This is a genomic window from Desulfosalsimonas sp., assembly GCF_055149105.1.
The window spans coordinates 64,327-88,191 of the sequence record NZ_JBSRLA010000008.1; the positions used below are offsets into that span (position 1 = coordinate 64,327).

General features: G+C 54.7%; 17 protein-coding genes. 10 read left to right on the forward strand and 7 right to left on the reverse strand.

The window, feature by feature from the left end:
• Window positions 1-38: 38 nt before the first annotated feature.
• Genes rsmD through lpxC form a run of 5 tightly spaced genes read right to left on the reverse strand, consistent with a single transcriptional unit; the run spans window position 39 to window position 5,799 of the window.
• Window positions 39-632: a 16S rRNA (guanine(966)-N(2))-methyltransferase RsmD gene (gene rsmD, locus ACTCIA_RS03250; RefSeq protein ID WP_463000368.1), complete on the reverse strand. Its 594-nt coding sequence runs from the start codon at window positions 630-632 to the stop codon at window positions 39-41.
• Entirely contained in the window at window positions 629-1,999 is a 1,371-nt protein-coding gene (locus ACTCIA_RS03255) for a sigma-54-dependent transcriptional regulator (RefSeq protein WP_463000369.1), read from the reverse strand. Before ACTCIA_RS03255 ends, rsmD begins: the two co-directional genes overlap by 4 nt.
• Window positions 2,000-2,036: 37 nt before the next feature.
• Entirely contained in the window at window positions 2,037-4,274 is a 2,238-nt protein-coding gene (locus tag ACTCIA_RS03260; RefSeq protein ID WP_463000370.1) for a sensor histidine kinase, read from the reverse strand.
• 4 nt (window positions 4,275-4,278) lie between these two features.
• The gene (locus ACTCIA_RS03265; protein WP_463000371.1) at window positions 4,279-4,854 is read right to left on the reverse strand and encodes a DUF4390 domain-containing protein; all 576 of its coding nucleotides are present in this window, start codon (window positions 4,852-4,854) and stop codon (window positions 4,279-4,281) included.
• Window positions 4,855-4,911: 57 nt separating this feature from the next.
• On the reverse strand, window positions 4,912-5,799 hold the full coding sequence (lpxC, locus tag ACTCIA_RS03270) for a UDP-3-O-acyl-N-acetylglucosamine deacetylase (protein ID WP_463000372.1): 888 nt from the start codon (window positions 5,797-5,799) through the stop codon (window positions 4,912-4,914).
• Between the two features lie 273 nt (window positions 5,800-6,072).
• On the opposite strand from lpxC, the gene ACTCIA_RS03275 reads away from it, so the two are divergent.
• The 10 genes from ACTCIA_RS03275 (at window position 6,073) to ACTCIA_RS03320 (ending at window position 21,239) form a co-directional block, all read left to right on the forward strand.
• On the forward strand, window positions 6,073-7,656 hold the full coding sequence (locus ACTCIA_RS03275; protein WP_463000373.1) for a YifB family Mg chelatase-like AAA ATPase: 1,584 nt from the start codon (window positions 6,073-6,075) through the stop codon (window positions 7,654-7,656).
• A gap of 36 nt (window positions 7,657-7,692) precedes the next feature.
• Window positions 7,693-8,865: an alanine racemase gene (alr, locus tag ACTCIA_RS03280; protein WP_463000374.1), complete on the forward strand. Its 1,173-nt coding sequence runs from the start codon at window positions 7,693-7,695 to the stop codon at window positions 8,863-8,865.
• 373 nt (window positions 8,866-9,238) lie between these two features.
• The gene (gene aprB / locus ACTCIA_RS03285; RefSeq protein WP_181549778.1) at window positions 9,239-9,676 is read left to right on the forward strand and encodes an adenylyl-sulfate reductase subunit beta; all 438 of its coding nucleotides are present in this window, start codon (window positions 9,239-9,241) and stop codon (window positions 9,674-9,676) included.
• A gap of 61 nt (window positions 9,677-9,737) precedes the next feature.
• Window positions 9,738-11,714, forward strand: a complete 1,977-nt coding sequence (gene aprA / locus ACTCIA_RS03290) for an adenylyl-sulfate reductase subunit alpha (RefSeq protein WP_463000375.1) — start codon at window positions 9,738-9,740, stop codon at window positions 11,712-11,714.
• Window positions 11,715-12,045: 331 nt separating this feature from the next.
• Window positions 12,046-13,323, forward strand: a complete 1,278-nt coding sequence (locus ACTCIA_RS03295) for an FAD-dependent oxidoreductase (RefSeq protein ID WP_463000376.1) — start codon at window positions 12,046-12,048, stop codon at window positions 13,321-13,323.
• A gap of 11 nt (window positions 13,324-13,334) precedes the next feature.
• A complete protein-coding gene (locus ACTCIA_RS03300; RefSeq protein WP_463000377.1) occupies window positions 13,335-15,671 on the forward strand; it encodes an FAD-dependent oxidoreductase in 2,337 nt (778 codons plus the stop codon).
• Between the two features lie 41 nt (window positions 15,672-15,712).
• On the forward strand, window positions 15,713-16,867 hold the full coding sequence (gene qmoC / locus ACTCIA_RS03305) for a quinone-interacting membrane-bound oxidoreductase complex subunit QmoC (protein WP_463000378.1): 1,155 nt from the start codon (window positions 15,713-15,715) through the stop codon (window positions 16,865-16,867).
• Between the two features lie 444 nt (window positions 16,868-17,311).
• Window positions 17,312-18,190, forward strand: coding sequence for a ribonuclease H-like domain-containing protein (locus ACTCIA_RS03310; protein ID WP_463000379.1), 879 nt, complete (start codon window positions 17,312-17,314; stop codon window positions 18,188-18,190).
• Window positions 18,174-19,706 (forward strand): PAS domain-containing sensor histidine kinase, encoded by a 1,533-nt coding sequence (locus ACTCIA_RS03315; protein WP_463000380.1) that lies wholly within the window; start codon window positions 18,174-18,176, stop codon window positions 19,704-19,706. Before ACTCIA_RS03310 ends, ACTCIA_RS03315 begins: the two co-directional genes overlap by 17 nt.
• Before the next feature lie 15 nt (window positions 19,707-19,721).
• The gene (locus ACTCIA_RS03320) at window positions 19,722-21,239 is read left to right on the forward strand and encodes a sigma-54 interaction domain-containing protein (RefSeq protein WP_463000381.1); all 1,518 of its coding nucleotides are present in this window, start codon (window positions 19,722-19,724) and stop codon (window positions 21,237-21,239) included.
• Between the two features lie 117 nt (window positions 21,240-21,356).
• Here the strand turns inward: ACTCIA_RS03320 and sat are convergent, their stop codons facing one another.
• On the reverse strand, window positions 21,357-22,631 hold the full coding sequence (sat, locus tag ACTCIA_RS03325) for a sulfate adenylyltransferase (RefSeq protein WP_463000382.1): 1,275 nt from the start codon (window positions 22,629-22,631) through the stop codon (window positions 21,357-21,359).
• A 174-nt stretch (window positions 22,632-22,805) separates the two neighbouring features.
• A complete protein-coding gene (locus tag ACTCIA_RS03330; RefSeq protein ID WP_463000383.1) occupies window positions 22,806-23,627 on the reverse strand; it encodes a sugar phosphate isomerase/epimerase family protein in 822 nt (273 codons plus the stop codon).
• Window positions 23,628-23,865: the final 238 nt, after the last annotated feature.

Here is a 23,865-nt window from a genome sequence, read left to right on the forward strand (position 1 = left end):
TGAGTGCTTTAACGTGATGAGAAACAAGGCTTTTTGGGTCATTGCCCCGGAGTTGGTCCGGTATCGGATTTGCCGTTTGCTACCATATTTGACAAAAAGCTGACAATGGTTTTTCCGTATTTGCGCTGATCTGTGCATTGCAGGCCGAAAAGATCCCCGGGAAGAGGATCTGCAGCCGCATGCTCGATGATCACAAGGGCCTCCGGCGCCAGCACACCGCTGCCGGCCAGGTTTTTTATGGCCGGCTCCAGGGCCCCGGCGTTGTATGGGGGATCCAGAAACACCAGGTCAAAGAAAAGCCCGGTTGAAGATAAAAATCCCGGATCCTGCAAAATGTTTCGGCACAGCACCCTGGACTGCTGCTCTGCGCGGCAGGCGGCTACGTTTTTTTCGATTGTGGCCACAGCCCTGCGTTCGGATTCCACAAATACCGCATACCCGGCCCCCCGGCTCAGGGCTTCCAGGCCAAAGGCCCCGGTTCCGGCAAACAGGTCCGCCACCCGGGCGCCGTGGACACGCCCGGCGCAGATGTTGAACACGGCTTCCCGGACCTTTCCCGAAGTGGGCCGTGTGGTGCGGTCCGGGAGGGAAAACAGGTTTCTGCCCCTGTTTTTTCCGGCAATGATTTTCATTTTTCAGGTTCCTTCTGCCGGGTGATTTTCTGCTGAATCTTTTTGACCCGGGTTTTGTCTGCTCCCGTGGCCTTTGCGGTTTTGCTGATGTCAAAATCATGGGATTTGAGTTTTTGTATGATAAATACCTCTTCAAAGGCCTGCTGTGCATCCCTGAGCCGGTCAAAGGAAAACAGTTCCGCTGCCGGGGTGGCCTGTGGTCTGGCGGCGGTGTTGTAAGGCGCAGGAAGGTCTTTGACCCCGATGGAATCCCCGGCCATTATGTCCAACCGCTCCACCAGGTTTTTGAGTTCCCGGACATTGCCCGGCCAGTCGTACTGCTTGAGCATTTCCACGGCCTCGGGCGCCATCTGCTTGGCCGGGGTGCGGTTGTCTTCGGCCGTTTTGGAGAGAAATACATGGATCAGGGCCGGAATGTCTTCGATGCGTTCGCGCAGGGCCGGCACTGAGATGGGCACCACGTTGATCCGGTAATACAGATCTTCGCGGAATGTACCCTCTTCTATGGCTTTTTTCAGATTTTTGTTTGTCGCGGCAATCACCCGGACATCAATGGGAATGGTGCGGCTGCCGCCCAGGCGCTGAAATTGTTTTTCCTCGAGAATCCGCAGTATGGTGGCCTGGGTCTTGAGGCCCATGTCGCCGATTTCGTCGAAAAACAGAGTCCCGGTGTGGGCCAGTTCAAATTTGCCGTACTTTTTGGTTGCCGCCCCGGCAAAAGCCCCCTTTTCATGGCCCAGCAGTTCGCTTTCCAGGCTTTCATCGTTTAACGCCGCACAGTTAACATCCACCAGAGGCTTGTCGCAGCGGGCCGACAACTGGTGAATGGTCCGGGCCACCAGTTCTTTTCCGGTGCCGTTTTCACCGGTGATCAGGATCCAGGCATCGGTTGGCGCGGCAATCTGGATTTGCTTTTTGAGCTCCATGGTGGCCGGGCTGCTGCCGGTGATGGCGTATTTTTCAATGGTTTTTTTCCGCAGAAACCGGTTTTCCTCCTCCAGGCGCCGGAAATTCAATGCATTGTTAATGGCCACAATCACCCGGTCAATGTTCAGGGGCTTTTCAATAAAATCATAAGCGCCCATTTTCGTTGCATTGACAGCGGTTTCAATGGTGCCGTGGCCGGTGATCATCACTACCTGGACATGGGAGTGCTGGTTTTTGATTTCCTTTAAGGTGTCAATGCCGTCTAACCCCGGCATCCAGATATCGAGCAGCACCAGGTCCGGAGTCTGTGTCTCCATGCACTGGAGGGCTTCATAGCCGTTTGTTGCGGTCATGGTTTCAAAGCCTTCGTCCATGAGAATACCGCTTAAGGAACGGAGAATGGAAGGTTCGTCATCCACGATCAGAATGGTCGGAAACATTTGGCTTTTCCTTGGTTTGAAATTTTTTCGCCCGGGGTCATACCGGCAGTTCAATGATAAACCGCGCTCCTTCGGGCTGGTTGTCTTCTGTGCTGATGGTGCCCTGATGGTCTGCCACAATTGTGGCCACAATGGCAAGCCCCAGTCCCATCCCGGATTTTTTGGTGGTAAAATCCGGCTCAAACAAATAAGGCTTGTCCGCATCCGGGATGCCGCTTCCCGTGTCTGCCACGGCAATCCGGACTTTTTCCTCTTCCGGGGCAAATTCCGCGGTAATGGAAATCTCTCCCTGTTCCCGGATGGCGGCAATGGCGTTGTCAATCAGGTTGATCAGGACCTGCTTGATCTGCTGGCGGTCCAGGTTGAGCTCGGGGATGTCCTGGCTGATTTTTACCGAAAACGCAATTTCCGGATGTCCTTCCCGGTAAAGGGCCACGGATTCGTAAATAATGGGGCTCAGCTCGCAGGGTGAGGGATTGGCGGTCGGAAACCGGGCGAACGAGGAAAATTCATTTACCAGGTTGCGGATCAGATCCGTGTGATCGATAATGGTCTGGGTGCATTCGTCAAACACCGGATCATTGATCTGTTTCTGGTATTTGCGTTTCAGCCGCTGGGCAGACAGGGAAATGGGCGTAAGGGGATTTTTCACCTCATGGGCGATTCTTCTGGCCACTTCCCGCCAGGCAGCCATGCGCTGGGCTTTTTCCAGTTCGGTCAGATCATCGAAAACCATCACAATGCCCAGCTGATGGCCGGCGTCGTCCTTCAGGGCATTGAAATTGACCTTGAAGGTCCGCCGCTTTCCGTTGATGGTCAGGTTCAGGGCCTTGGAAACGCTGTCGTCAGACTGGCTGGAAAAGTGCGTCATGATTTCAGAGGCCAGCTTGGGATAGGGTTCGCTCAGCAGGTGTCTGTAGCTTTTTTTCAAAACGTCTGCGGCCTGTATCCGGAGCATCTCTTCGGCCGAGGCATTGATGGTGGTGATCAGGCCGTGGGCATCCAGGGATATGACCCCGGCGGATACGTTGTTTAAAACAATTTCCATGTACCTGCGCCGTTCCTCGATTTCCAGATTCTGCTCGTAGAGTTTTCTGGCGGAAAACTCCAGTTCCCTTCGGTTGAATCGAAGCTCCCGGGTCATTTTGTTAAACGAGTCCACCAGGATCTTCATTTCATCGTCGGCCTGGACGTTGATGTTGTAAGTCAGGTCGCCCTCTGCCAGTTTCCTTGTCCCTTCGGCCAGTTCCATGATGGGGATGGTAATGGAGCGGGAAAGATACATGCCAAACCAGATGGCGCAGAAAACTACCAGCAGGGCAACCACCGAGAGGGTGATGAAATACGACAGCCGGATGGGCTGTTTGAGCATTTCAATCTGCTTGTATTCTTCAAGGCCGCGGGATATGGATGCCAGGTGCTCGGCCATATCCGGCGGCAGAAGCACGCTGATGACCACAAAGCCTTTGATTTCATCGCCCTTGGCGCCGTAGGGCACTGTTGCGATATTTCGGATCAGCTCTCCGTGGGAAAGCAGTTCCGATGTGGACCATGTCGGTGAAGGCGTGGCCATGGATTTCTGCAGCTGATTGGCGTCGACTTCGGATAAGGCCACGTCCGGCAGCCCGGGGCCCGTGGAAAAGCCAAGGCGCCTGAAGTTGGCGCCGTAAGCCTCCACGGCATCGATGTTAAATTCCCGCTGCACAATCTGGATGTAGTTGTTCAGGCTCGTGTTGTTATCCGGCTTGAGCAGATTGCGGCTGTTGATTTGATAGGCGGCTTTTTCCAGGAAAAACCGGTTGTTGTTCTCCACGTGCTGGTACATGCTCTGGCCCACGGCAAGGGAATTGTCCAAAGCTTGTTCAATGGGGACCTGGAACCAGAATCCGATGCTGCTGGAGATAAAATGAAGGGAAAAGGCAAACAGCACACCGGCCGGCAGCAGGCTCAGGGAGATAAAGGCGGCCACCAGCTTGGTTCGCAGCCGCGTGCCGGGAATCCGGCTGCGTCTTTCATAAAAAAGTTTCACCAGGTTGCGGAAGACCAGAAAGATCAGCAGCAGGATCAGGAGCATGTCGATGTTCATGAGGATAAACATCAGCATCATGCTCGAAAAGGGTACCTCCATGCCCCTTACCATGGGCTTGACAATGAGATACGACAGCAGACCCACCAGCACCAGAACAACAGCGATGATGATCAGATCGCGCTTTCGGCGCCTGCGGTCAGCTTCATGATCCGGGGGGGTGGGGGTGATGTATCGGTTGGGTCTCACGTTTTCAATAACCGAATTCAATGCTGTGCCAGTTGGTTTCAAAATCCCACAGGGAGACGAAAAAAAAGATATAATTCAGGTAAAAGGGCAGTTCCACGGTATCGAGCCTGGCTTTGGCCCGGATCCGGTATTTTTTGCCTTCCTGGAGTTTGTCAACCGCGGCGATCCGCAGGCTTTTGATTTCCGACATCCATTGCCGGGCCTTTTCAAAGCTGTCCGTGGTCAGGGTTCGGTTCTCCTCCCAGGAACGGCGGACCACAAATTGTTTTTTAAGGCTTTCATATTTGATGGTATGGGTAACTTTTTTTTCCGCCACCAGGGAGTTGGGCAGCACAAAGGCATTGATCTTCTCCAGGCGGACAATAAAGGAAAAGGATGTGGGAATACCGTTTAGAACGGCCTGTTTCATCTGTTCGGTAAAAGCTCCTTCAACTGTGACAAACAAAAGCAGATCATCCCGGGTATTGCTGATCACCATGTCGGTCAGCCGGGCCTTTTGGGCCCCGGCAGCCGTCGGCGCCATTGCCGGGATCAGGACAACAGCCAGGAGAATGAGGAAAAAAAAACGTGTTTTTTTCACAAATATCTTTCCGGAACGCAAAAGATCCAACTGCATCCTTTCAAAGCCCCTTGCCGCTTACCCGGCAGCTGCTTCGAAATGTTCGAGGGTAGTGGTTTTCCAGCATTGCTTATGCCTGAAAAAGGTCTTTAAAAATTCGTGGTTAAAGTTGTGGCCGGATTTGTGTAAAACAATGTGGCCGACAATGGGAATTCCCAGAAGGGAAAAATCGCCGATGCAGTCAAGGATCTTGTGCCGGACAAATTCATCGGGCCAGCGCAGGCCGTCTTCATTGAGCACGCCGTTTTTATCAATGGCCACGGCATTGTCCAGTGATCCCCCCCTGGCCAGGCCGTAGAATTTTAGCATCTCCATTTCATGCATGAACCCGAAAGTCCTGGCTCCGGCGATTTCGGTTTCAAACCGCTTTTCGTCCAATTCAATTTCAAGGCACTGCTGCCCGATGGCCGGATGGTCAAAGTCAATGGAGCAGGTGATTTTCTGCTTTCGGTCTGGATAGACGCACACCGATTTATCCCCGTCTTCCAGAAAAATCGGTTTTTGAATCCAGAAGTAAAACTGCGGGGCATCTTGTTCTGCAATGCCTGTTTCCCGTATGCCCCGGGTAAATACCGCTGCACTGCCGTCCATGATGGGCAGCTCGTAATCATCGAGTTCCACGATGGCGTTGTCAATGGAAAGTCCAGCAAAGGTGGCCATCAAGTGCTCGATGGTCGAGACGATGCACCCGTTTTCTCCGATGACAGTGGCCAGGCTGGTGTCCACCACCCGGTTGAAATGCCCGGCCACTGTGGGCCTGGCGGGCAAATCCGTACGCCGGAATTTAATGCCGAAGTTTGGCGGCGCCGGCTCAATGTTTAAGTGTACAGTTCTTCCGGAATGCACGCCCTGGCCGGTAAACGACACTGGTGCAGCCAGGGTCCGCTGATATTTATAAAGTCCCATAAGGGTTTGTTGTCCTGCTTGGTCAATTGGCATGACGGCGTTTTTATGGTCAAATTCAGCCGGCATACGTCAATATTTTATCCTTTTATAACGGATTCTGTATCAAATTGCAATGCAGACCGCAACATGTCAGAGACGGGCCGGTTTTTTCCAAAACCCCTGTTGTTTTTCCGAAAGGTGCGGCAAACAAAAGATCTTTCAGGCATTTTCGGATTTTTCAATTGTTCGGGCCTTACGGCTTTGCTATGGTTTGGCCCGGCACACAAACGGAGTTTGAGTAAACCGAAGATGCGCAGAGAAATCCGGCTCAGCCCGGATTCAGGGGGGGCATCCGTGTTATCCAGGGTAATTACCGGTGCAGTCGTGGGAATCAACGGCCTGCTCATGGAGGCGGAGGTTGACATTGCCCGTGGGCTTCCGGCGTTTTCCACCGTGGGGCTTCCCGAGGCCGCGGTACGGGAAAGCCGGGAGCGGGTCAAGGCCGCTATTGTCAATTGCGGCTACGTGTTTCCCGATGACCGGATCACCGTGAATCTGGCCCCGGCGCATATAAAAAAGGAGGGCACGGGGTTTGATCTGCCCATCGCAGTCGGAATTCTCGAGGCTTCGGGCGTGATACCGGCCGGGGCCGCAGATTCCTGCGTGCTGGTGGGTGAACTGGCCCTGGACGGACGTATAAAACCGGTCAACGGTTGTCTGCCCCTGGTGCTTGCCGCAAAAGAGGCCGGTTACAGGGGGCTTGTGGCGCCTTACGACAACCGCCGGGAAGCCGCCGTGACCGACGGAATCAACGTTTATCCGGTCCGGTCTTTGGCCGAGGTGGTTGATTTTCTCCGCCGGACCCGGGAGATTTCTCCCCAGCAGCCGACCGCATCAGAGAGCGACACCCGGGCGGTCCCTGAAGCCGATTTTTCAGATGTGGCCGGTCAGGCCCATGTCAAAAGAGCACTGGAAATTGCCGCAGCCGGCGCCCATAATGTGATGATGATCGGTCCTCCGGGCTCGGGCAAAACCATGCTGGCCAAAAGATTTGCCGGCATTGTGCCGCCCATGGATTTTTCCGAGGCCATTGAGACCACCAAGATTTTCAGTGTGGCCGGGCTGCTGGCAAAAGACCAGGCCCTGGTGACCCAACGGCCCTTTCGTGCCCCCCATCACACTATTTCCGATGCCGGACTCATTGGCGGCGGCGGGATTCCGCGCCCCGGCGAGGTGAGCCTGGCCCATAACGGGGTGCTGTTTTTGGATGAACTGCCGGAATTCAAAAAAAGCGTCCTCGAGGTGCTGCGCCAGCCCCTGGAAGACGGGCAAGTGACCATTTCACGGGCCTCTACTTCCCTTACCTATCCTTCGGACTTTATCCTGGTGGCGGCCTTGAATCCTTGTCCCTGCGGTTATTATTCCGACCCGGCGCACGAATGCCGGTGTTCCGCGGCCCAGATTGCAAAATACCGAAACCGGCTGTCCGGACCCCTGCTTGACCGTATTGATATGCACGTGGAGGTGCCGGCGGTGGTCTACGGTGATCTTGTGGGCGAGGGGTCAGGGGAACCTTCGGCTGAAATCCGCCGGCGGGTTGTGGCGGCAAGAAAGATTCAGGTCCGGCGCTTGCAAAAATCCCCCATACGCGCCAACGCAGGCATGAGCACCCGCCATATCCGGCAGTACTGCGTTATTGACGCCGAATCCGAACAAATTGTCAAAAACGCCGCAGACCGGCTTGGTCTTTCGGCCCGGGCCTATCACAGGATTCTCAAAATTGCCCGTACAATTGCTGATCTGGAAGCCTCCGCCCGGATCCGGCCCCCGCATATCCTGGAGGCCATCGGCTACCGGAGCATGGACCGGCCGGTGTAGCCGGTTTAATAAAAATCATTTCGAGGTAAAATCGCCGTGATCCCTTATGACGTGTGGGCGGAAATTGATCTGGCCGCCATTGCGCAAAATATCCGGAATCTCAGGGCCGGACTGACAAACAACGCCCGCCTGATGGCCGTGGTCAAGGCAAACGCCTACGGCCACGGGGCCGTACCCGTGGCCGGCCAGGCGCTGTCCGCCGGTGCCGACTGCCTGGCCGTGGCCCGCCTTGCCGAAGCATTGGAGCTTCGGTATGCGGGCATTTCCTGTCCGATCCTGATTTTCGGCCACACCCCCCCGGAAATGGCGGGCAAGCTCATGGACTTTGATCTCATCCAGACGGTATACGCTTATGCCGACGCCCGGGATCTCGATCTGCGGGCCCAGGCATACGGCAGGGCCATCCGGGTGCATGTCAAGATTGATACCGGAATGGGGCGTCTGGGCGTGGCCGGATGGCCGGATTTCTCCCGGGACGCCTGCGGGAGTGCCGCAGAGGAGGTTGCGGCCATCTGCAGTTTGCCCGGTCTGAGTGCTGAAGGGGTTTACACCCATTTTGCCACCGCTGACAGTCCGGATCCGGCGGGAACACGCCGGCAGCTGGAGGTGTTTTTGCAGATTTTGTCGGTCCTGGAACGCCGCGGTATCACTTTTTCAGTGCGCCATGCGGCAAACAGCGCAGCTGCCATCAATCTTCCCGAAACCCATCTGGACATGGTGCGCCCGGGCATCAGCATATATGGATGTTATCCGTCCCAAGAGGCGGAACAGTCCGGGATTCACCTGGCGCCCGCCATGAGCCTGCGCGCCAGAATCGTTCATCTAAAAAGCGTGGACCCGGGTTTCAGGGTCAGTTACGGGTGGACGGAGCAAACCCGGAAAAAAACCGTCATTGCTACTGTGCCCATCGGGTATGCGGACGGTTATGACCGGCATTTTTCCTCCAGGGGAAAAATGTTGCTCCGCGGATTTCCGGCACCGGTAATCGGCCGGGTATGCATGGATCACACAATGATAGATGTCGGCGCTGTGCCGGATCCGGCCTGCGGTGAACCTGTTCTGATCTTCGGCCGGGACACCCGTGGAACGCTGGCCGTGGATCATCTGGCACATACGCTGGGCACCATCCATTACGAGGTTTTATCCCGGATTTCCGCCCGGATCCCCAGGATTTACAAATCTGCGCCGTCAAATGGAAACGATATATAGTGCTTACTGAGTATTTTAAATCTATATGTTGAGGGTTTTCCGGTTGCCTAACACAGCGGATTTGCGCCGGAATTTGGGCGCTGAAATTCCTTGACAAGGCAGGGGGCGGGTGCTAAAAAAATACTTTCGGCACGGTAAGTGTGGAATAGATTAATTTTCTTTAAAAATTAAGCAGTTAGGCAAAAGACAACCGGAAATCCGGTTATCAGGGCCCGATAAAGATGCGATGGAACGGATCTGTAAGAAATGATTTGTTTACGTGTGAGATAAGAAAGGAGGTGCACACGGCTCGCAACGGAAAGTTTGATTTTTTACATGAACTTAGTGGAAATGTGGTAACATTCACTAACAATTGACAATCAGGAGGTTGATAATGCCAAGTTTCGTCATTACCGAAAAATGCGACGGCTGCAAGGGCGGGGACAAGACAGCATGTATGTACATTTGTCCCAACGACTTGATGGTCCTCGAACCCAACACCATGAAAGCCTATAACCAGGAGCCCGATCAGTGCTGGGAATGTTTTTCCTGTGTAAAAATCTGCCCCACCCAGGCCATTGAAGTCCGCGGATATGCCGATTTCGTTCCTCTGGGAAGCAGCATCTATCCCATGCTGGGAACCGAAGATGTCATGTGGACCTGTAAGTTCAGAAACGGCTTGGTCAAACGGTTCAAGTTCCCCATCCGAACCACTCCCGAAGGCGAAGCCAATGCCTACAACGACCTGAAAGGCAAGGATCTCGAAAGCGACCTGCTGTCCACCGAAGAAGCCGACGGCTACCAGGTCCCCAAACCCCAGGCGACCGTATAGCCGATTCGCCCGGACGGACGAGATTAATTCAAACTGATTCGATCTTTAAGGAGGATATAAGATGGCATTACCGAATAAACCCAAGGGTGAACTCAAGGCCGTGAGAGATCCGGAAGTTGTGGAGAAAGAAGTCGACGTCCTGATTGTAGGCGGCGGCATGGCGGCTTGCGGCGCTGCTTTTGAGGCAAAAAAGTGGGCTGACAGCGAATCCGTTCTGCTCGTGGACAAGGCCGCGCTGGAGCGCTCCGGTGCTGTGGCTCAGGGGCTTTCCGCAATCAATACTTATCTCGGGGATAACACCCCGGATGATTACGTCCGCATGGTCAGAAACGACCTGATGGGCATTGTCCGCGAAGACCTGATCTTTGACCTGGGCTGCCACGTGGATGACTCTGTTCATCTGTTTGAGGAGTGGGGGCTGCCCGTATGGAAGAAATCCCCGGAAGGCAAGAACCTCGACGGCAAAAAGGGTCTGAAACAGGGCTCCCTGAAGTCCGGTGCACAGCCTGTCCGCACGGGTAAATGGCAGATCATGATCAACGGCGAATCCTATAAGCGGATCGTTGCCGAAGCCGCCAAAAAGGCCCTGGGCGACGACAACATCCTGGAGCGGGTCTTTATCGTTGAACTGCTGCTCGACAAAAACAAGGAAAACCAGATCGCCGGTGCGGTCGGTTTCTCCGTGCGTGAAAACAAAGTCTACATCATCAAGGCCAAAACCATGATGGTGGCCTGCGGCGGCGCAGTCAACATTTACCAGCCGCGGTCAGTGGGCGAAGGCAAGGGCCGTGCATGGTATCCGGTATGGAACTCCGGTTCCACCTATACCCTGTGCATGAAGGTCGGCGCCGAGCTGTCCATGATGGAAAACCGGTTCACCCCGGCGCGCTTCAAAGATGGTTACGGTCCGGTGGGTGCATGGTTCCTGCTGTTTAAGGCCAAAGCCCTCAACGGTCTGGGCGAATCCTATGTTGCCAGCGACGCAGCCAAAAAAGAGCTTGAATTCTATGCGCCGTACGGCACTGCCGCCATCACCCCGACCTGTCTGCGTAACCACCTGATGCTCTTTGAGATGAAGGCCGGTCGCGGTCCGATCCTCATGGACACCGTGACCGCTCTGGCAGAACTGGGCAAATCCCTGGACAAGAAGGAACTCAAACATCTTGAGTCCGAAGCCTGGGAAGACTTCCTGGACATGACATGTGGCCAGGCCAACCTGTGGTGCGCCACCAACACCGAACCGGAAAAGAAAAACTCCGAGATCATGCCCACCGAGCCGTACCTGCTGGGTTCGCACTCGGGCTGCTGCGGTCTGTGGACCTCCGGCCCGGATTATGACTGGGTTCCGGATGCTTTCAAGATCAAGGCGGACAACGGCAAGGTCTACAACCGCATGACCACTGTCAACGGTCTGTTCACCGCCGGCGACGGCGTGGGCTGCTCCGGCCACAAATTCTCCTCCGGCTCCCATGCTGAAGGACGTATGGCCGCCAAGCAGATGGTCCGTTACGCCAAGGATCACGCTGACCACACCCCCGAATTGGCCCTGAGCAAGGACGAGATCGTGGATATGGTCTACAAGCCGGTCCGGACCTACCTGGACAACTTCGAATACACCACGGCTGAAAACATCAACCCGAACTACCTCAAGCCCGAGGGCATGATGTACCGGCTGATGAAGGCCACCCATGAATACGGCGCAGGAACCGCTACCTTCTATGAAACCACCAGCAAAAACCTTGAGATCGTCATGGATATGCTGGAAGTCATGCGTGAAGACTGCGAAAAACTGGCCGCCGGCGACCTGCATGAGCTGATGCGCGCCTGGGAAATCTATCACCGCATCTGGACGGTGGAATCCCATCTGCGTCACATCCAGTTCCGCAAGGAAACCCGGTACCCGGGCTTCTACTATCAGTCGGACTATCCGAACCAGGATGACGAGAACTGGTTCTGCTTCACCAACTCCAAGTATGATCCCAAGGCCCAGAAATGGGATATTTTCAAGCGGGATTATGTCCAGATCATTCCCAGCTAAGCCGGGTATGAGCGGAGATTAGCAGCATATGCCTCCAGGTGTCGATTCGACACCTGGAGGTTTTTATTAAACAAAGCCCTGGATAACTTTTCAACCCCATTGAATTCGTTTCCGATTTGGAAACCGCAGGCTGGAGTCCGGAGAACCGGTGCGGACAACAGGGGCCCGCGACCATCCGGCATCGAGCCTGCTGTTTCGAAAATACACCAGATCGACATGAACGCAAATGGACGCGCAAGCCGGTCCAATACTAAGGATATGAACATGATGGAATGAAGTGGCCAGATATAGACGGTTAAACGAATCGAACCTATAAGCACGGAGGGACAGCATGAGTGAAGCGCAAGGAGCCCCGTTTAGCGGAAGCATCTTGGTGGTCGGCGGCGGCATCAGCGGACTGACCACGGCTCTGGAAGCCGCGGAAGTGGGCTATGAAGTCTTTATTGTCGAGAAAAATCCTTATCTGGGCGGACGGGTTGCTCAATTAAAGCAGTATTTCCCCAAATTATGCCCCCCCACCTGCGGCCTGGAAATCAATTTCCGCCGGATCAAGGACAACCCCAGAATCAAATTTTTTACCCTGGCAGATGTTGAAAAAGTCGACGGCTCGCCGGGCAACTACAACGTGAGCATCAAGCTCAACCCCCGCTACGTCAATGAGAATTGCACCTGCTGCGGCGCCTGCGCCGATGCCTGCCAGACGGAAATTTCCAATGAATTCAATTTTGGCATGGACAAGACCAAAGGCGCTTTTCTTCCCCATGAAATGGCTTTTCCCAACAGGTATGTCATTTCTTCCAAGATTATGGGAACTGAAGATGCGCAGCGGTGCAAGGAAGCCTGCCCCTATGATGCGGTGGATCTGGAAATGCAGGCCAAAACCATGGATCTCAATGTGGGCGCCATTGTCTGGGCAACCGGCTGGGAACCCTATGATGCATCCAAAATCGACAACCTGGGATTCGGTCAGTATCCCAACATCGTCACCAATATGATGCTGGAGCGTTTGGCCGCGCCCAACGGACCCACCAAGGGCCAGATTCTCCGGCCTTCGGACAACCAGGCCCCCAAAAGCGTGGCCTTTGTTCAGTGCGCCGGCTCCAGGGACGAAAACCATCTGCCGTACTGTTCCTATATCTGCTGCATGGCTTCGTTAAAGCACGCCACTTATATCCGGGAGCAGTATCCGGACGCCAAAGTCTATATTTTTTATATTGACATGCGGGCGCCCGGCTACCGGTATGAAAGGTTCTACGAGAAAGTCAAGGCCGATGAAAACGTCGTATTCATCAAGGGCAAGGTTGCGGCTGTGGAAGACGGCGGCAACGGACAGGTGACCCTTGTGGCCGAGGATGCGGTCAGCGGAGAAAAGCTTCATCAGACCGTGGATATGGCGGTTCTGGCCACTGGTATGCAGCCCACGGCCGTCAATGCCAAGTTGCCGGCGGCCGATCTGAACTACACGGAAGACGGCTTCATCATTAATGACCTGGATAAGGGCGGCATGTTTGCCACCGGGTGTGCCAACCGGCCAGCCGATGTCATGATGTCCAATCAGAATGCGACCGGTATTGCCTTAAAGGCAATTCAAACCATGATGAAGCGGTAGGAGGTTAGATCATGAGTAAAAAATACGGCGTTTATATTTGCAAAGGATGCGGCATCGGCGATGCCCTGGATATAGAGGCGATCTGCGACGTGGTCGAAGAAGAGGCCCTGCCCTGCAAGACCCATGATTTCCTGTGCAGCCAGCAAGGCGTGGATTTTATTAAAAAAGACATTGAAGAAGAGGGCACCAATACGCTCGTGATTGCCGCCTGCTCCCGCCGGGTCAATTACAACACCTTTAAATTCGACGGCTGCATTGTCGAGCGGGTCAACCTGCGCGAGGGCGTGGTCTGGTCCCATCCCAGGGATCAATTTCCCATGCTTACCGAGGAGCAGAAGGAAGATGAAAATAACTTTGACACCGTTCAGATGATGGCAGAAGATTACGTGCGCATGGGCATGGCCCGGGTGGAAAAGGTCAAACTGCCGGAGCCCTACCTGCTCGAAATCCTGAGCCGCAAAATCATGGTCATGGGCGGCGGGATCACGGGCATGAGCGCTGCCCTGGATGCCGCTGATGCGGGATATGAAGTCACCATCGTGGAAAAGGAAGACCAGCTTGGCGGAAACGCCAAAAAGTGGAGAAAGCAGCTGCCGATTCAGCCGCCCTATGAAAGCCTGATTCCCCCCATGGTGGCCGATAAGATTAAAGCAGTTGAAAATCATCCCAAAATCGACATCCGCACCGGCACTGTGGTGGCGCGGATTGCCGGACAGCCGGGAGATTTCACGGTTACCCTGAAAAACCCCGGGGAAAAGATCGAGTTTGACGTGCCCTACCCTCTGCCCCCGGAAATGCGTGTGGATGAGAACGGCAAGGAACTGGAGCATGAGGCGCTGCTGGAAAAATACAAGGAATACAACGAAGGCCGGCGCGATATTCTTACCCTGGATCCCAACGGCGAAAAGTTCGGGGCTGTGATCCTGGCGGCCGGATGGCGGCCCTACCAGCCCAAAGATGATGAATTTCCGCATTTGGGATGGGGCGCAAGCCCGGACGTGGTCACCAACCATCAGTTCGAGGAAATGGCGGCAGCCGGCAAGATCACCCGGCCGTCGGACGGCAGGGAAGCCAAGAACGTGGTGTTCGTCCAGAGCCCCGGAAACGGAGAGGATGCAGATTTTCCCTACACCGGGGTGGTCACCAGCATGGTGGCATTAAAGCAGGCCCAGTACGTGCGTGAGGATTATCCTGACGCAAAGGCCTATATTTTCTATCAGCACATGCGTACCTCGGGGTTGAACGAGAACTTTTACAAGGCTGCCCAGCAGGATTCGGGCATTTTTATGAGCAAGGGCGAGGTCACATCCGTTGAGAAAAACGGCAGCGGGCTGGTCGTGTCGGCAAAAGACACCCTCCTGGGCGAAAACATCGGGGTCAACGCAGACCTGGTGGTTCTGGCCACAGGAATGCTGCCTGTGACATTCGACGATCCCACAGTGAACCTGGCCTACCGCCAGGGCCCGGGTTTTCGGGACAATGACCTGTTTGACAAGTACGCGGATTCCAACTTTATCTGTTTTCCCTATGAGACCCAGAGAACCGGTATTTATGCGGCCGGTGCGGTGCGCCGGGCCCTGTCGGTGGAAGAAAGCATGGAAGATGCCAGCGGTGCCGCCCTGAAGGCCATCCAGTGCCTGGAGTGTGTCAACCGGGGTATTGCAGTTCATCCGAGAACCGGGGATATGACATTTCCGGACTTTTTCTTCCAGCGCTGCACCCAGTGCAAGCGGTGTACGGATGAATGCCCGTTTGGCGCCATTGATGACGACGAAAAGGGAACCCCCAAACCCAATCCCACCCGGTGCCGCCGCTGTGGAACCTGCATGGGCGCATGTCCGGAACGGATCATCAGCTTTGCCGACTACAGTGTTGACAGCATCGGCTCACAGGTCAAATCCATTGAGGTTCCGTCAGAAGACGATTATGACGAACCGCCCCTGCGGATTCTGGGCCTGGTCTGCGAAAATGACGCTTATCCGGCCATGGATATCACGGGCCTGCACAAAAAGTCCTTTTCCGCCGATGTCCGGATAATCCCGGTACGCTGTCTGGGTTCGGTCAATGTGATCTGGATCAAGGATGCCCTTTCCCAGGGCATGGACGGGGTTTTTCTGCTTGGATGCAAGCACGGCGACGATTATCAGTGTCATTTTGTCAAGGGCAGCGAACTTGCCAGCATCCGGATGCAGAAAATCGGCGATGCCCTCTCCAGTCTCGCCCTGGAAGAAGAGCGCGTGGCCCAGTACGAAGTGGCCATTGATGACTACGACAGGATTCCGGAAATCATCAATGGATTTGTCGAACAGGTCGAAGAGCTGGGGCCGAACCCGTTTAAGGGATTCTAAAAGGATTGATGCGAATACAGCCCAATTGAGGAGGTTTGATTATGGCGGATAAATACCTGGTTCAACCAGACATTAATTTTATCAATGAGATACGGGCAAACGGGGGTGAGTCGCTGAAAAAGTGCTTTCAATGCGCTACATGCTCTGTTGCCTGCCCAATAGCCCCGGACTGCAAGCCCTTTCCAAGAAAGGAAATGATTGCCGCGTCCTGGGGGTTGAAGGACAAATTGCTGAGCAACCCGGACATCTGGCTGTGCCATAACTGCGGGGACTGCTCCACCTTGTGCCCCCGCGGGGCCAAGCCGGGCGATGTCATGGCGTCTTTGCGCATGATGGCCATCAATGAGTATGCCACACCCAAAAGCGTTGCCAATGCAGTAAACGACCGCAAGAAACTGCCGCTGCTCATCGCCCTGCCGGCGATTATTTTTATCGTGCTCGGCCTGATCACCGGCCTGATGGATTTCTCTCCGGAGCTAAACGAGCATGGGGAAATCGCCCATGCCAAGTTTTTTTCCACCTGGCTGGTGGATCTGGTTTTCATCCCGTTGAGCATCTGGGCTGTGGCGGTGTTTGCCATGGGTCTGAAGCGATTTATTGGCGATATTCATAAAAACGCCCTGGCCGAAGGCAAGACATACAAGGAAACCATTGACACCAAGGGGTTTTTGTCCGCCCTGGTGCGGGTGATTCCTTCGATTCTCAAGCACAGTAAGTTCTCCGAGTGCGGCGAGAACAACAACAGGGGCACACCGCACATGATGGTGCTGTTTTCCTTTATCGGTCTGCTGATTGTTACAGGCGTGTTTTTTGTCACCCTTTACGTGTTTGGCATCCATGGTCCATATTCCCAGCTCAATCCCATCAAAATCCTGGCCAATGTCAGCGGCATTGCCCTGATTATCGGCGCGGCGCTTTTGATCAAGCAGCGGATGGACAAAACCGACGAGGTTTCCACCTACAAGGACTGGTACCTGCTGTGGCTGGTGCTGGGCCTGGGTGTGACCGGCATGCTGGCAGAGCTGACCCGGCTGGCGGACGCAGCCTTTTTGACCTACCTCATCTATTTCATCCATCTGATGCTGGTATTTCATCTGATTGCGTTTCTGCCCTTCTCCAAACTGGCCCATCTGGTCTACCGCACCGTGGCCCTGGCGTATAACGAATACTCCGGCAGGGAGGCCAAAAAGGTCTGACAGATTTTGTTTGTCTGATTCATACTGATTGTGAAAAGGGGGCTTTATCCGTAAAGCCCCCTTTTTGCGTGGTGCGGGTTCCAATCAAAGCAGCCGGTATAATCGTCCGGAAAACAGAAAAAGGCGGTTTTTTAGGGTTTCCGTGGAAGGGTTGTCCTCGTGCCAAACCCCGGGACCAGGTATGAACATCAACTTTTTTTGAACCTGAGCGATTTTCAGGTTTGGCGCAGTTACAAGCAAGCCGATGTGAAGCGATCGTCAGCAATGCGAGACATCGACTGACGCTGTAGATACGGCAAAATTAGAAGTTACTTGAAAGCTGTCAGCACTTTTGGATGGCAAATTTGTTTATCATGCGCATTATTATGCTATAAGAAAAGGTATCAGGGCAGGAGTGCTGTCCTGAACCTGCAACAGCATCTGCCGGATTCAGGGGTTTGCAGAATGATTGAAAATACATTCTGTCACATCAATGGCGTGGGCAAAAAAACCGAGGCCCGGCTGTGGTGTGCCGGTATCTGCGCATGGGGTGATGTGTCTGCAGCCCAAGACCTGCCTGTCGGGCCGTCAGCAGCCGCATGGATCCGAAGTGAACTGGCGGCCTCTGAAAAATCCCTGCAGGAGGGCCGGGTAGGTTATTTCTCCCGCCGCCTGCCCCCGGATCAGCAGTGGCGCCTGTTCGGGACTTTCCGCACCAGAACCGCTTATCTTGATATTGAAACCACCGGCCTGTGCAGGAATTCCAACCGGATTACCACCATTGCCCTTTATGACGGCACCCATATCCGCTGCTATGTAAATGGGCAAAACCTGCACGACTTTCCCGGCGATATTTCCCGTTATGATCTGCTGGTGACCTATAACGGCAAAAGCTTTGACATCCCCTTTATCGAACGCTTTTTCAATATCCGCCTGCCCCAGGCCCATATCGACCTGCGGCATCTGCTTGCCGGGCTTGGGTTTAAGGGCGGGCTCAAGGGGTGTGAGAAGCAGATGGGCATTGACCGCAAGGAACTCGAGGGCATCGACGGATATCTGGCGGTGCTGTTGTGGCGGGAATATGAGAAAACCGGCAGTTTTTCTGCGCTTGAAACCCTTATGGCCTATAATGCCGAAGATACGGTGAACCTGGAGTATCTGATGCACACAGCCTACAATCTCAAGATCAACCAGACGCCCTTTGCCCGGACCATGGCCCTTGTCCGGCCGGATCGGCCCAGGATTCCGTTTGAAGCGCATTCAGGGCTTGTGCACAGGATTATGGAAAAATCGCTTGCCCATGGGGCACATCCAGGGAGGAGAGCTGATGAGCCGGGGGCCTGAAAATAAAAAAGAACGCCGGGTCATCCGGCCCGGTTCGGATTTTCGCGGATTCGGGCCTGACAGTCAGAAAGATGATGAATCCGGCCGACTGCTGGAAGCCATTTTTGCCAATACGCATTTCATGGTGGCATACATGGATACAAACTTTTGTTTTATCCGTGTTAACCAGGCCTATGCAAAAGCCGACGGCAAATGGCCGGATTACTATAAGGGCAGAAACCATTTTGACCTGTATCCAAACGAGGAAAACCGGGCGATTTTCCAAAAGGTGGTGGATTCCGGGCAGCCCTATTACGCCCTTGAAAAGCCGTTTGAATATTGCCAAAATCCGGAGCGGGACGTGAGTTACTGGGACTGGAGTCTCAATCCGGTAAAGGCGGCAGATGGGCGGGTAACGGGCCTGATACTGGCCCTGGTCAATGTCACCCGGCGCAAACTTGCACAAAAGGCCGCCCTGGAGGCGGAAAAACGCTTCCGGATCATGACCGAGGCCATTGATGACGTGTTCTGGATGGCCCTTCCGGGGTTGAAACGCATTCTTTACGTCAGCCCGTCATATGAAAAAATGTGGGGCCGGAGCTGTCAGAGTGTGTATGAATCGCCCATGTCATTTGTGGAAAGCATTGACTATCGGGACCGCCCACGGGTCCGGAAGCGAATCAAGCATTACAGCGGCGGAACATGGGATGAGGAGTACCGGGTGGTGAGGCCCGACGGATCCATCTGCTGGGTCCGGGACCGGGGGTATCCGGTCTGTGATGAAAACGGGGGGCTTCAGATGATTGTGGGCGTGTGCACAGACATTTCCGGTCTCAAGTCCGCCCAGCGCGCCCTGCAAACCTCCGAAGGCCGGATCCGTCTGCTTTCCTCCCAGTTAATGGAGGCTCAGGAAAAGGAGCGCAAATACGTTGCCCGGGAGCTCCACGACAGTCTGGGCTCCGGACTGGCAGGAATCAAGATCCAGATCGAAAATGCCCTGGCAGCGGCCCGGTCTTCGAAAACAGGGGTGGCGCCATCTGTATTGGAAGGTCTGGCGGCCAACGCTGGTGACTTGCTGGCCGAGTGCCGGCGGATCACGAAGGGCCTGCGGCCGCCCATGCTCGACGATCTCGGTCTCCTGCCCACTATTGATTGGTACTGCCGGCAGTTTAACACCGTGTTTCCCCATATCCGGGTGGAAAAAATTCTCATGATCGATGAACAGGATATTGAGGAATCTTTAAAAATTGTGATTTACAGGATGGTCCAGGAGGCCATGAACAATGCGGCAAGGCATGGCAATGCCGGCAGCATCCAGCTTTCATTGATCAAAAACGGCCAGTGCATGCTGTTGACAGTGGCCGACAATGGAATCGGTTTTTCAGCAGAAAAACAGGCCCGGGCTGACGCCGGCTACGGTTTGCTGGGGATGAAGGAGCGGGTGGAGCTAAGCGGCGGCACCTTCCGGGTGGAGTCCCGGCCCGGCCGTGGCGTCTGGATCAAAGCGGGATGGCAGTGCGCCGATCAACAGGAATAAGGAAGATCGGACCCAATGAATACAACAAAATCAAAAAAATCCGGGGAAGAAGGCCGGGATAGGGCCATGGGAAACGGGATCTGGATGGCCAATGATCTGGATCGTCTCCTGGAGACGATCCTGGAGTCAGGGGCCCGGATGATGCGCGCCAGGGCGAGCTCGCTTCTGTTTCTGGACAGGAAAACCGGCCGGCTCAACTTCCAGGTGGCCACCGGCGCCAAAAAAGAGGAGATCAAGCAGTTCTCCATCCGGCTTGGAGAGGGCATTGCCGGGCATGTGGCCAGCACCGGGGAGCCGCTGCTCATCGCTGATGTCAGCCGGGACCGGCGTTGGTATCGGCACATAAGCGACCAGATCGGGTTCAAGACCCGCTCCATTGCCTGCGTGCCTTTAAAGGTTGGCAGCAGGGTCATTGGCGTGGTGGAATTTATCAACAAGGGTGAAAACGGAAAATTCCAGGAAAGCGATCTGGAGCTGATCAATGTGTTTGCCGAGCTGGCCGCCATTGCTATTGAAAATGCCCGCAAATTCAAGCTTGTGGAACTGGAAAACCAGGACCTGAAACAGGACCTGCACCTGACCCATGAAATCGTGGGCAAAAGCGACGCCATCCGGCAGGTGGTTTCCGAGGCCCGGCAGGTGGCCGATTCCATGGCCAGCACACTGGTTCTGGGGGAAAGCGGCACAGGAAAGGAACTGCTGGCCCGCCTGATTCACCAGGCCAGCCCCCGCAAGGACCGGCCCCTGGTGGCGCTCAATTGCGCCGCCCTGCCCGAAACTTTGCTCGAATCCGAGTTGTTCGGACATGAAAAAGGGGCATTTACCGGGGCTACGGGGACCAAGATCGGAAAATTCGAACTGGCAGACGAGGGGACCATTTTTCTCGACGAAATTGCTGAAATGAGCCCGTCCATGCAGGCAAAGCTTTTGCGGGTGCTCCAGGACGGAATTTTCTACCGGCTGGGCGGCAATACCCCCATTGCCGTGGATATTCGGGTTATCGCCGCCACCAACCGGCAGATAACCAAGGAAGTGGAATCCGGAAAATTCCGGGAGGATCTGTATTACCGGCTCAATGTTGTGGAACTCCACATGCCGCCTCTGCGGGAGCGCAAAAGCGATATTCCGCTTCTGGCGGCCCATTTTGTGGAGTGGTTCCGCAAAGAAAAGGGGTACTTGCATCTGGAGATCTCAGATGCGGCAATGGAGAAGATGACCGCCTATGACTGGCCCGGAAACGTGCGTGAGCTGCAAAATGCCCTGGAGCGGGCCGTGGTCATGGGCGGGGGCGGTAAGATTGAGCCGGAGGACCTGCCCATGTTTGCATCCCGGGGCCCCGCGGCAGAGGGCATCGACGTGGGAATGACCCTTGAGGATGCAATCCATGCGTTTAAAAAGAAATTTATCCGCATGAACCTGGAAAAAACCGGCGGTAACCAGACCCGGGCTGCCAAAACCATGGGGATTCAGCGAACCTATTTGTCCCGGCTGATTTCCAGGTATGGCATGAAAAAAGATCGGAAGGACCGCTGATCACAGTCGGGATGATTTGGCCGGGGCTTTTGGAGAAAATGAAAAAAGGACGGGGCATGGCATGCCCCGTCCTTTTTTGCGATGGTCCTTATTCATTACAACAGGCCTGCCGGGTTTTTATTCTCCGGTGGCTGCACCGTGAAGCTTGACTTCGACCTTGTCGGTAAGGCCCTGGTAATAATTGCGCAGGATGTCCAGGACTTCTTCGCGGCCGAAGTGATCCGGCAGTTGGCCGCCTTCGGAAAGCATCTTGCGAAGCATGGTGCCGGACAGCAGCACGCGGTCTTCCTTGGTGTGCGGGCAGGTTTTCAGTGATGCCATTCCGTCGCACTTGTGACAATAGAAGGTCCAGTCAATATTTAAGGGCTTGCATAGCAAGGCCTTGCCTTCTTCTGCCGGGGCCGGGATCTTATTGAATATGGTCTGGGCTTCAAACATGCCGTAAAAGTCGCCCACGCCGGCATGGTCACGGCCGATGATCATGTGGGAGCAGCCGTGGTTCTGGCGGAACGTGGCATGGAGAAGGGCTTCCCTGGGGCCTGCATAGCGCATATCCAGGGGATAGCCGCCCTGCACAACCTTGTCGGGCACAAAGTAATTGTTCACCAGCACGTCAATGCATTTGACCCGGACTTCTGCAGGGATGTCGCCGGGCTTGAGGTTGCCTACCAGAGAGTGGATAAAGCAGCCGTCGCTGACCTCAATGGCGATCTTGGCCAGGTATTCGTGGGAGCGGTGCATGGGATTGCGCAGCTGCAGGGCGGCAACCTTCTGCCATCCACGTTCCTCGAAAATCTTGCGGGATTCTGACGGGCGCATGTAAATGCCCTTGTACTTGGTGGGAAATTCGGCTTCAGAAAGAACCTTTACCGGGCCGGCCAGGTTAAAGGATTTCTGGTTCATGACCATCTGAACGCCCGGGTGCTCATCCTGTGCAATCTTCCAGAATTCTTCGGGTGTGGGGGTGCCTTCGCCCATGAAAACCTTTTCGCATTCATAGCGCTTGTTTTCCTCGGTCATCTCAAATTTTTCGGTGACCTTCATGGTGGCCATGGCTTCGTTGGTTTCCGGATCATACAGGGCGATCTCGTCGCCTTCGCTGATGGCGCCGGCCTCTTCCTGGCTTGCCGACAGGGTCACGGGAACGGGCCAGAATGTGCCGTCTGACAGCTGGTAGCCGTCGCAGACACTTTTCCAGTCAGCCTTGTTCATAAAGCCGTCCAGGGGTGAGAAACCGCCGGTGCCGATCATGATCAGGTCACCGCGCTCCCGGGGAGAAAGGGAAACCTTTTTCAGCCCTTCGGCTTTTTTCTTTTCCGCTTCCAGTTCCGCGCCTTCCAGCAGGCAAATGGTAAGGCCCTTGCCGCCATGCGGGGGAATAAGATTCGACATGTCAACCTCTCCTTTCAAATGATGTTGGTCATTTCACAAAACCCGAAAACAAATCTTTACCGGGCATGTCTCCTTCAATACACCTCCTGATGTAAAGAATTTTATCTAATAAGAACAGCCGGATTTGTCAAGGCAAATCAAGGCATTTGCCGGGCGCGCTCAGCAATAAAGAACTTATTGGAACCATTTGTGATTTTCCAGAAACAAAAGGCTGTGCAGCAGGTCTTCCCGACGGTGGGGTTCCAGGGTGATAACAGGCCCGGGGCCGGCGGTTTTCAGCCACTCGTGCAAAGGTGTGAAATCAATGACGCCCCGGCCCATTCCCAGGTGGTCATCGGTTTTTCCGCAATTGTCGTGCAGATGGAGCTGGCGGATACGGGGACCGAGTCTTTTGAGCCACGCTGAGAGGGAAAATGATCCAAATACGGTCAGGTGCCCCACGTCCAGACAGAAACCGGTTGTCTCTGGATCGGTTTTTTCAAACAAATCCGCCAGGTCTTTTGGGTCGGGTTCGTAGACGTTTTCCAGCACCAGGCGGATGCCTTTCTCCCAAAGGGCGCGGCCGTGGCTGTTCCATGTGTCAGCCGCCCGTTTGTACCACTCCTTCCGGATAAAACTGTAGCGGGCCGGGTCATAGCCGGCATGACAGACCATGGTTTCAGGACCCAGGGCCTCTGCGGCAGTCCGGGCCTGTGTCAGCCGCTTGTGGGTAACAGACCGGATTTCGGGATCCGGCGATCCCGGTGACAGGTCAAGAAACGGTCCGTGCACGGTAATGCGGCATCCGGCGTCGGCAAACCAACGGCCGGCCCGGGAAAAATCATCGGCCGCAAACCGGTCCAGGGATTCGGCATCCAGACCGATTTCCGGCTGGATCCGGTTTTCGGTGAAAATTTCCAGCCAGTTTTGCTGCGGGTCCATGAGCCAGGTAAACGGAATGTTGACCTGGACCTTTTCAAGGATGCGGGTTTTTGCGGAATCAAACATTTCTTCCATAAAATTTTCCTTGTCTGCCGTCCCAGGTGGCTATTGGCTGAAATATAGCATATGCTGCAATTGACATGAAGGCCATGAATAAAAAAGGTCCCGCCCCTGCCTTTTCCAAACATCCAGGCGCTGCCATCGGAATTTTACTTAGTGCCTGAACGAAAACCGTCTTTTTCGCCAATCTCTGCGTCCGGCTCAAATTTTAATCCTCAAAATACGTCGAGTATTCCTGCGGTTAAAATTTTCG

Bases quoted from the DNA above. Each gene is read 5' to 3' on its own strand.
- ACTCIA_RS03330 (WP_463000383.1), bottom strand. From the start codon at position 23,627: ATGGAAGAAATGTTTGATTCCGCAAAAACCCGCATCCTTGAAAAGGTC.
- ACTCIA_RS03300 (WP_463000377.1), top strand. From the start codon at position 13,335: ATGAGTAAAAAATACGGCGTTTATATTTGCAAAGGATGCGGCATCGGC.
- sat (WP_463000382.1), bottom strand. From the start codon at position 22,631: ATGTCGAATCTTATTCCCCCGCATGGCGGCAAGGGCCTTACCATTTGC.
- lpxC (WP_463000372.1), bottom strand. From the start codon at position 5,799: ATGGGACTTTATAAATATCAGCGGACCCTGGCTGCACCAGTGTCGTTT.
- ACTCIA_RS03310 (WP_463000379.1), top strand. From the start codon at position 17,312: ATGATTGAAAATACATTCTGTCACATCAATGGCGTGGGCAAAAAAACC.
- aprB (WP_181549778.1), top strand. From the start codon at position 9,239: ATGCCAAGTTTCGTCATTACCGAAAAATGCGACGGCTGCAAGGGCGGG.
- ACTCIA_RS03315 (WP_463000380.1), top strand. From the start codon at position 18,174: ATGAGCCGGGGGCCTGAAAATAAAAAAGAACGCCGGGTCATCCGGCCC.
- ACTCIA_RS03320 (WP_463000381.1), top strand. From the start codon at position 19,722: ATGAATACAACAAAATCAAAAAAATCCGGGGAAGAAGGCCGGGATAGG.
- rsmD (WP_463000368.1), bottom strand. From the start codon at position 632: ATGAAAATCATTGCCGGAAAAAACAGGGGCAGAAACCTGTTTTCCCTC.
- ACTCIA_RS03255 (WP_463000369.1), bottom strand. From the start codon at position 1,999: ATGTTTCCGACCATTCTGATCGTGGATGACGAACCTTCCATTCTCCGT.
- aprA (WP_463000375.1), top strand. From the start codon at position 9,738: ATGGCATTACCGAATAAACCCAAGGGTGAACTCAAGGCCGTGAGAGAT.
- qmoC (WP_463000378.1), top strand. From the start codon at position 15,713: ATGGCGGATAAATACCTGGTTCAACCAGACATTAATTTTATCAATGAG.
- ACTCIA_RS03295 (WP_463000376.1), top strand. From the start codon at position 12,046: ATGAGTGAAGCGCAAGGAGCCCCGTTTAGCGGAAGCATCTTGGTGGTC.